This window comes from Acidisoma sp. S159 (assembly GCF_009766125.1).
Classification (GTDB): domain Bacteria; phylum Pseudomonadota; class Alphaproteobacteria; order Acetobacterales; family Acetobacteraceae; genus Acidisoma.
Window position 1 is genome coordinate 235,793 of the sequence record NZ_LMUG01000048.1, and the last position, 8,597, is coordinate 244,389.

Consider the following 8,597-nt stretch of genomic DNA (forward strand, 5'->3'; position numbering starts at 1 on the left):
ACTCATGCCCCGATTCTGGCGGATGATGCATGTCATAGCCAGGCGTGACCAACCTCAGCGGCGCGTCGTAGTCTGGCGTTTCCGTTGGCCAGATCAATCTGGCCGAGTAGCTTGTTGTTGGAATGCCCGGGAGATCGCGAATTGTCTGACTGGAAATTCGACCTCGTGCCAGCCCCGGCGCCCGGCACCAAGGCACAGGGAAATGTGGTTTGGGGAGACCCCCTTCTGACGGGCTGGGACTGGCCCTATGTTGCCATTCGCGGAGCGGAACCGGGTCCCGCGGTACTCGTGACCGCGGGCATCCATGGGTCCGAGTATCCGGCAATAGATGGGGCGGTGCGGCTCGGAGCGGCGCTCGATCCAATGTCGATCCGAGGCCAGGTGCTATGCCTGCCGCTGATGAACCCTGAAGCCTTCTGGCGCCGAGCGGCTTATGTTGTGCCGACGGACGGCTTGAATTTAAACAGGGCATTTCCTGGGAAAGCCGACGGCAGCTTTTCAGAACGTCTGGCTTGGCAGCTCGTGCAGAAAGCCATTCGTCACGCCGACGCCTATATCGACATGCACGGCGGTGATCTACCCGAGGCTCTCGTCCCCTTCGCCATCTATCAAGAGACCGGGATAACGGCGGTGGATGCCAAAAGCGACATGATGGCACGTGCATTTGGCCTGCCATCCCTGCTCATTCAACAGAGCACCGGAGGACCGGCATCGGGCATGACCTTGGCCGCCGCGGCCAATTTGGGCGTCCCGGCCGTAATCGTGGAGGATGGTGGCGCTGGGCAATACGACCCTCGCATAGCTGCGGCGATGTCAACAGGTGCGCAGAATGTGCTTCGCGGCCTCGGTGTCCTGGATGGTGGGCCGCCTGACCTCGCCTCGCCGAACCGGTATACGCGGTTCTTGTGGCAGAGATCGAGGAACGCGGGCTTCTTCAGGCAATCCGTCTCGGTTGGTCAATTTGTTTCTGTTGGCGAAAAGATTGGCGGGTTGAACGACTTCTTCAACTGCGAAATTGAGGAGATCGTAGCGGTGGCGCCTGGCCAAATACTATTTCTTATTACCAGTCCTGCAATCCCAGAGAACGGACTCATTTGTGGTATTGGTCTATCGTCTTAACGAAAATGCGACTGAAGATCGTCGAAGTCAGCCAGGGATCCTTGATCGCATCCAAGGGTGTCGACGAATTGATTGTTGCAAGCACCCCGTTGCTGCCGACGTTGGACAACGGCGCGCGGCTGCGCTGGCTATCAGGCGTCAACGTCAGAGGGGTGTTCTGCCGCGGCGTTTGAAGCGTCGCCAAGTTCTGCACGCCAATGATCGAACTGTCGCGCACTGTCATGGGCTGTAGCCCGAACACCTGCTCCACCGTTGCGGGGATGGCGGAACGTTCAAGCTTCCGATGCTCGATGATGCCTTGCGGGCACAGGGGAGAAATTACAACGGCTGGAACCCGTGGCCCATATTGGTCGAACATGAAACCGTGCGCTTGCCCCCGCGAACCTGTCGGGGCGGCGCGCGGCGGGCGCACATGGTCGTAGAAGCCACCGTGCTCATCCCACGCGAGGATAAGCATGCTCTCATTCCAATGGGGAGAACCGCGAATGCTTTCATAGACTTTCTTGACGAGAGACTCTCCTTCAAAGACACTGTTTCCGGGATGCTGCGAGTTTATGGGCTGTGGCGCCGCCAACAAGCCAGCTTCCTGCAACAGTGCCTTCAGCTCCTCAATGGCGACTCTCTCTAAGTCATCCTTCCAGCCGGACCCTAGACCTTTCAGGTACTGATCCAAGGTCCCATAGTAAGGTTCGATGAACGTGAACGCCGCGTCGTAGCCGGGATCCCTGACATCCTTTTCGAAATCCTCGAAAAGATCGACATCAGACAGCCCTATACCCTCGAGCAGGGCCACGTTAGGAACGCCGTCTCCTGAGTAAATCCGGAATGGTATTTTTTTGTCGCGCAAACGATCGTAGAGGGTGCCAGTGTCGAAATGGATGCCTTTGGAGTCGAAAACCTCGTCCTTAAGTTGGTCGCCAGGGCCAGGGGAATCGTCCCAGAGACCCGACGTAGCGGCATGGGCAAACATTCGATTCGGCTCCGTGGGGCCCGCCATAGAACTGTACCAGTGATCGCACAGCACAAACTCCTTGGCCAACTGATTTAGAATGGGGACATACTTCTGAGCAAAGCAACGCATGGGTTCGCCCGGGTTGGACTTATCTGAAAACGCGGCGTAGTCGGTGACGAAGCCTGAGTTGTCGACGGTAGGGTATGGAGCGCCATCGAGCTGGAGGTGCTCGGTCCCGCATAGTTGGACCGTGACATCCGAAAATTGATGCAACACGTCGTGCTGGCCGACCGTCGTATCCCCTGCGGATTGATCAACCTTGAAGGTCGGGTGAGACGCATCGTCAGTGTTGCTATTGGTTTCGTTTCCGGTCAGAACCTCAGCCGCGCTGGGTTGGCCCGTCTGCGAGTCGGTGCCCGTGATCCCGGAGTATCCGAGAAAGTGGTCGAAAGACCGATTTTCCATCATCATCAGCACGAAGATGTGCTTGATGCCGGTCTGGCCCGAGCGGCATCCAAAATCGTTGAGAACGAACTGGGCATCAGCGAAGGCGCCATCGCCCTTGTTCTGGGCGACCCACACGCCCGCGTCTCCGAAGCCCACGATGTCGGGCAGGCCATTACCCGTGGTGTCGGCCAGGAAGCGAGGGTGGTTGGAGACGCTCCAGCCTTGGTTGACCCCAAAGTTCTGCAATACGAACTTGGGCGCCGCGAACGTTCCGTCACCGTTGCTCAAAGCAGTCCAAACGCCGTCGTTGCCGAAGCCTACGAGGTCGGCATGCTTGTTGCCGGTCAGGTCGACGACGAAACGCGGGTGTAGGATAGTCTGCCAAGCTTTTCCTGGCACAGAAGTCTCCAACGACCATCTTGGCCGGGGTGAAACTTCCGTCGCCTTGGCTGAGAGCAGTCCAGACGCCGTCATTGCCGAAGCCAATGAAGTCAGCCTTGCCATCACCGGTCAAGTCGGCCAGGACTCGCTCGTGCACGTCGGTGCGCCAGCCTTGATTGTAGCCAAAGTCGGCAATCACGAAATTGGCCGCTTGAAAGCCGCCATCACCGTTACCGAGCGCAGTCCACATGCCATCATTGCCAAAACCGACGATGTCGGTGCGCTTGTCGCCCGTGAGATCGGCCAGTATGCGAGAATGGTTGGCGACGGTCCATCCCTGGTTAATTCCAAAGTTCGACAATACGAATTTGGGGGCTTCGGCTGTGAGACCGCTACTGAGTGAGGTCCACACACCGTCGTTGCTGAAGCCTACGATGTCCGAGAAGCCATCACCGTTGACATCCGCGAGCAACCGCAGATGCTGACCGACCTGCCAGCCCTGATTGACCCCGAAATCCTGAAAAGCCAGTGTGGCTGTGGTGAAGCTTTCGTCTCCCTGGCTGAGCGCTACCCAGACGCCACATCGCCGAATCCGACTATGTCCGCGCCATGAATGCGCGCGAACGAGGATGGTGCCGCAACGGATGTGGCCGTAGTACTCTTGGCGACCGCCGCCTAGGTGGCCGTGAACGCCGCCTCGGGCCTTGGTGCTTCCGCGGTCTTGAAGTTCAAGGGATTGACAGCATTGCCTAGCTTCGTGCGCACCGGATCGGTCTTCAAGTTTAAGGTGCTGACCGCATCGCCAAGCTTTGCGCGCAACGAGTCGGCGATTTCACCCAAGGTCCGAACATGTTTCTCGATCCGCCATTCCCCGCGCGTAACCGAACTGGCCCTGCCCCGAGCTGTCGTTAGGAACAAAACTGGGAGTCGAGAAACGTCCCCCGCCGTCGTCGAGCGACACCCATACTCCGTCGGTTCCGAAGCCAAGGATATCCGCCTTGCCGTCGCCGGTGAGGTCGATGGTGAATCGAGGAAACTCAGCGCCCCAATTGGTACCAGATCAACCCACGATTTCCCCCTGCGCCCAAGATGCACCGCGCATGAAGCCGCGCCGCCATGGCAGGTCCAATGTCTGGCGTTGCAGCCGCAGCCGCATGGCCGCAACTTAACATCGTCGGTGCCTTCCGCCAAGGTGCGTAGGGGATCTCGCGAGACTGAATGACGCGCTGCGACAGGCGATGATGAGAACTACGGCTCAGGACTCATTGATGGCAAACACAACATTGGCTGCGCCCGCGGCGCAGGTTGCGGCGAAAGAGATCCGGGCTCATCATTCGTAGGGATGTGGATGCGGCGCCAACTCTTGAGGCGACCGAACATAATTTTCATTGTGGCGCGCGGAATGGACGCGGCCAAGTTGGTAGGGCAGCGCCCCCACTGTAGCCGAGATCTTGTCTCGCTTCCAGTCGGGCACGTGAGAAACGGGCCATTTCCCAAGCGTCAGATTTTGCCACTTGCGTTTGGCGACAACTCTCGTTTTCCTAATTGGGCTCTCGCCATTACTGTCGAGCGCGAAAACGATTACTAACGCTAGAAGCGTCATCACCAACTTACGTTGATATTTGCGGAACCCCCGAAGCTTTCCCCCGACTCCGAATCTAAATGCTTTGCATACTGGAAAGCCCCAGCAAGGCTGACGTTCTGTGCAAGCTGCGCCGTTATTCCGATCCCGGATTCTGCCGATGGCCCTCCGGAGCCGCTCGAGAACGAGGCAGGGTCCGAGCCCTGTAGATCAGAAAACGTCGCGCGATTTTGATCCCCCACAGCCTGCCACAGATTGGTTTCTATCCATGCCGAGAGCGGATGGCCGTTTGCTAGTTGCCATGCGCGGCTGAGACGCACACCTGCTCGCCCGTAACCAGTATCCGTCGCACCAAATGTAACTTGCCCAAAGCTATCGGCGCTCCCCCCAAAGGCCAAATGTTGATAGATCGCCTGCGCCTGTGGTTCAATATTCCACTTCGAGCCCAGAGCTATCGGATAGCCAACTTCGAGCGAAGAGATGAGGCCCCAACCGGTGGTCATCAGGCTCTGATTCGCGGTCGATGCAGTATTCGCCTGACCGTAAAAGGTGCCTTGGACTACAGTATCAATATACCACCCCGTCGGAGCCAGCCGCGTCCAATAGGCGCCGAGCGAATATGCGTTCAGCGTGGCATTACCGGCATCCCCCCCATAAACACCGTTCACCGACGCATTGGCCGATCCACCTCCGACGAAGACTCCACCGACATCGCGAGCGCCTCGATCCGTTTCGCTCTTGACAAGGTCAACCCCAACCTCGACGCCCGCCAGCCCGAAATCGTAGCTCGGCCCATACTTGTCGAACCTCTGGAGTTGAGCGGATGCAGTGCCGCCAGACGATCCCCATGATCCCGTCTCACCGAAAGCGCGTGTCCAATAAGCATTTTTGCCGCTGCCGTTGAGGTCACCAGCAGTGCGGGCATCTGCGCGCTCACTGTAGGACCCCAGGAGAGCCAGGCCATAGCGGCCTGCAATTGCCGACATGGCAAGGTCGAGAGGAACCTCGGGACGCAGGTTCGGCAAGACACTATTTTCCGGCAGGGTCGAGCGTAGGAACCAGTCTCCGGCTCCGCCCGTGCCACCTTGATACAAGCTATAGTCGTAGGCACCGCTCGCGACCCGGCTACTCAGGGTGAAGGCTCCCGGATCAGTCTGGCCTCCATTCTCGGTTTCGACCAAATTGATTCCATCGCCGGTTGTCAGCGCCGCGCCGCCCATAGGATGGACGGTGATGGCCGTTCTGCCCGTCGCCGTGCCGCCGTCTATGACGAGTTGGTCAGCACCGCCAATGCCCGCTCCGAGTGAAGCGTTCATCGCAATCGCCGCACCGGCGCCAGCGTAGTTGCGCGTCACCACTTGCTGATAAGGACCCACAGAGGAAGGCGGCGGCGTAAAGAATATGCTGCTATTCTGGCTAGAGAGATTGGTGAGTGACGATGATGCTGCGATCGCTCCGGAAGGCAATAGCCACACGCTTCCATTTTTCAGCGCCAGGTTCAGCGTCGAGTCATTCGCTTCATAGAAAGCACCCGCTATCTGGGAAGCCGATGCCGAAACCGACAGGTTGCTCGCGGCATAGACAGCGATATTGCTCGCATCAGACAGGGTGCTGTCCAACAGAATGAGGTTGGAGACTGAGGTTCCTGCTCCGGCTGTTGCCGATGCCGAGTCCGGCCCCCCGGGTACGGCTGCAACGGCAGCCGCGTTATTGCCCGCGACTTGTACGGAACTGTCCGTCAAAAAGGCTGTTGCCCCATCGTTCAGAACGACGCCATGCGCGTCGGCACCCAAGGTGACGATTCCGGAATTGGCCAAAGATACTAGCGCCCCGTTTCCTTGCGCGACGAGGCCAAAACTGGAAGGAGCATGAGTCTCGACTGCCAAGCCGCTGCCATCGATGACCGCAGGTCCGTCCGCGCCACTCGCGATAATCCCGTAGCCTGCACCTTGTAGAGTTATGTTGCTATTGGACAAGCCGATGATGCCACTATTGGTGGCGACGACACCGTGGCCGCTGCTGAGCGCGATATCGATGCCAGTTCCGACAATTCTGGCCTCCGCATCGCCCCCTGCATGGAGACCCGCCAATGCCGAGCCGGTAATTTGCATGTTGTTGAGAACCGCCGTTCCATTATCGGAGGCATCGACTCCCGTGCCTGTCACCGCGTCCCCGTTCAAGCGCACCGTCACCCCGGAAAGTGAGAGAGACGCCCCTCCCCGACCACCGACGACATCCGCGCCGTCTCCACCAATTGAGGCGGTGATAGTCCCGCCGCTATTGATCGCGACGCGCCCGTTCGGCGCGACATATATTGCGGGAACATAAAGCCCGATTGGCGTAATCTGAACTGGGCCATTGGCGATGGCGGTGCCGCCGTCTCCGGCATAAATCGCGGCGCGGGCATTGAAGGGACCGCTGACGAGACCCGTCCAGACCGTGTTAGAGCCAATGGTTGTGCTTTCGTTTTCAGCCACGACCTGGGTCTGATTGGGTTCGTTCCACCCAAGCACTTTGAGCAATTCATGAAACAGATCTGCAGGCGCCTCCGGATTGGCGTTGCTTGCGTTGAATAGCACGGCGATTGTACGATCAGTTAACGGATCGTACATCACGAGCGCTTCATACCCGAGACCGTTCCCTGTATGACCGACCCATCCAGAAAGTTCGCCAATACCAAAGCCGTAGCTGTCATACTCGGGACTTTCCGGATCAGCTGTCGTCGAACCGAATGACTTCATACGTTCAACATATTCCGCTTCGGTCAACGTCGCGCCGGTGCCGAGAGCTATTCCCCACCGCGCCAGATCGCCGATGTTACCCGCGAGGCCACCCGAGGCCCCAAGACCGGTCGAATTAAAGGCCGACAGCGATTCCGGCCCCTCCCCGACATTTTGATATCCGACCGCGGCTGGCGCCGGCAGCGGAGCAGCTCCCGGATAGGTCACGGCGGTCAGACCAAGCGGTCCAGTCACATTTCGCGAAACTGCCTGATCCCACGTTTTGCCGTCGACAGCCGCGATGACCTGGCCAAGCAAGAGAGTGTTGGTGTTGGAATATTGATAGGAAGTGCCTGGCGCGAACTGCGTCTGCCCGGCTAAACCAAAGCCGATGAGTTCCTCGGGCGTCCAATCCCGACCGGGATTCGTGGTGAATCCTTCTCGAAAGCCGTTTGAAGACGAGTAGTTGAAAAGCCCGGAACGCATTTCTGCAAGCTCGCGAATGGTAATTTGATTGCCCCCTGGGACGCCGCCGACATATTTGCTGATCGGATCGTCCAAATTCAAACGACCTTGGCCGGCGAGCTGCAGAATAACGGTCGACACGAAGGACTTCGTAATGCTGCGATACGAAAAATTGGTGTTCGCAGTCGCGGCGGTTTCGCTTTGGATATCGGCGAGCCCCGCCGTCGTGGTCCATTGTGCCGAGCCCTCGCTGATTGAAACAGCGGCGCCTGGAATCTGCTCTACCTTTAATATTTGATCGATTGCGGCTTGAACCTGCGACGCGCTACCCGGGCTGTTCCATGGCCCTGACGCGATCGCGCTTTGCGCTCGTGCAAAAGAGCTTTCCAGCACCGATACAAATATGAGGGTGGTAAACAACAATCGCCGTCGAAATCGTGACCTAGCCAGCCGGCAAGCCGTTCGTCGCACTTCCATGGGATTTTCTATCCAAACCGATGGCAACCAAAACCTAAGGTGACATGCCAAAGGGTTCGTTGCATAGTCTTGCTGAGACAGAATTAGCAGTTATCAACTTAGCGACGCGATAATCTTCGCCTTCTGGTGCCCTAAATTTTTCCAGGAATTCCTGGAATTCCGAATGTTCACGTGCCGGATTCTGGAAATTTAACAATTGCCATTGAAACTGTAGATGTCTTGCTGGTCTCGAGTATGGCCACGGGTCATTGATGAGAGACTTTAGCACGCGTTGACGCGCATATTTCTTCCTCTATCTTTAGAGAGTCATTGCATGGCTGCTCCAGAGGCGACATCTGCTTCCAAGGTATTCTGATCGGAACCGTGTCATCGACTTGCTAAGAGACCGTTTGAAAATGCTTGTGGCGGCTCGGGGAGGGATGATTCAAGCTCGGGATGTGGACCCGAGAGAACC

5 protein-coding genes are annotated in these 8,597 nt (G+C 57.9%); 2 read left to right on the plus strand and 3 right to left on the minus strand.

From position 1 onward, the window contains the following. Window positions 1-141 precede the first annotated feature (141 nt). The gene (locus GSQ92_RS16135) at window positions 142-1,119 is read left to right on the plus strand and encodes a succinylglutamate desuccinylase/aspartoacylase family protein (protein ID WP_158801585.1); all 978 of its coding nucleotides are present in this window, start codon (window positions 142-144) and stop codon (window positions 1,117-1,119) included. Here GSQ92_RS16135 and GSQ92_RS16140 read toward each other — a convergent pair. Beyond that, the gene (locus GSQ92_RS16140) at window positions 1,091-2,917 is read right to left on the minus strand and encodes an alkaline phosphatase family protein (RefSeq protein ID WP_159013678.1); all 1,827 of its coding nucleotides are present in this window, start codon (window positions 2,915-2,917) and stop codon (window positions 1,091-1,093) included. The two genes, GSQ92_RS16135 and GSQ92_RS16140, sit on opposite strands and share 29 nt — an antisense overlap. A gap of 46 nt (window positions 2,918-2,963) precedes the next feature. On the opposite strand from GSQ92_RS16140, the gene GSQ92_RS16145 reads away from it, so the two are divergent. Further along, window positions 2,964-3,302: a hypothetical protein gene (locus GSQ92_RS16145; RefSeq protein ID WP_158801583.1), complete on the plus strand. Its 339-nt coding sequence runs from the start codon at window positions 2,964-2,966 to the stop codon at window positions 3,300-3,302. Between the two features lie 272 nt (window positions 3,303-3,574). On the opposite strand, the gene GSQ92_RS16150 is transcribed toward GSQ92_RS16145, so the two are convergent. Both GSQ92_RS16150 and GSQ92_RS16155 read right to left on the minus strand, forming a co-directional pair. After that, window positions 3,575-3,739, minus strand: a complete 165-nt coding sequence (locus GSQ92_RS16150) for a hypothetical protein (RefSeq protein WP_158801582.1) — start codon at window positions 3,737-3,739, stop codon at window positions 3,575-3,577. Between the two features lie 762 nt (window positions 3,740-4,501). Continuing rightward, window positions 4,502-8,086: a serine hydrolase gene (locus tag GSQ92_RS16155; protein WP_158801581.1), complete on the minus strand. Its 3,585-nt coding sequence runs from the start codon at window positions 8,084-8,086 to the stop codon at window positions 4,502-4,504. Between the last annotated feature and the right edge of the window lie 511 nt (window positions 8,087-8,597).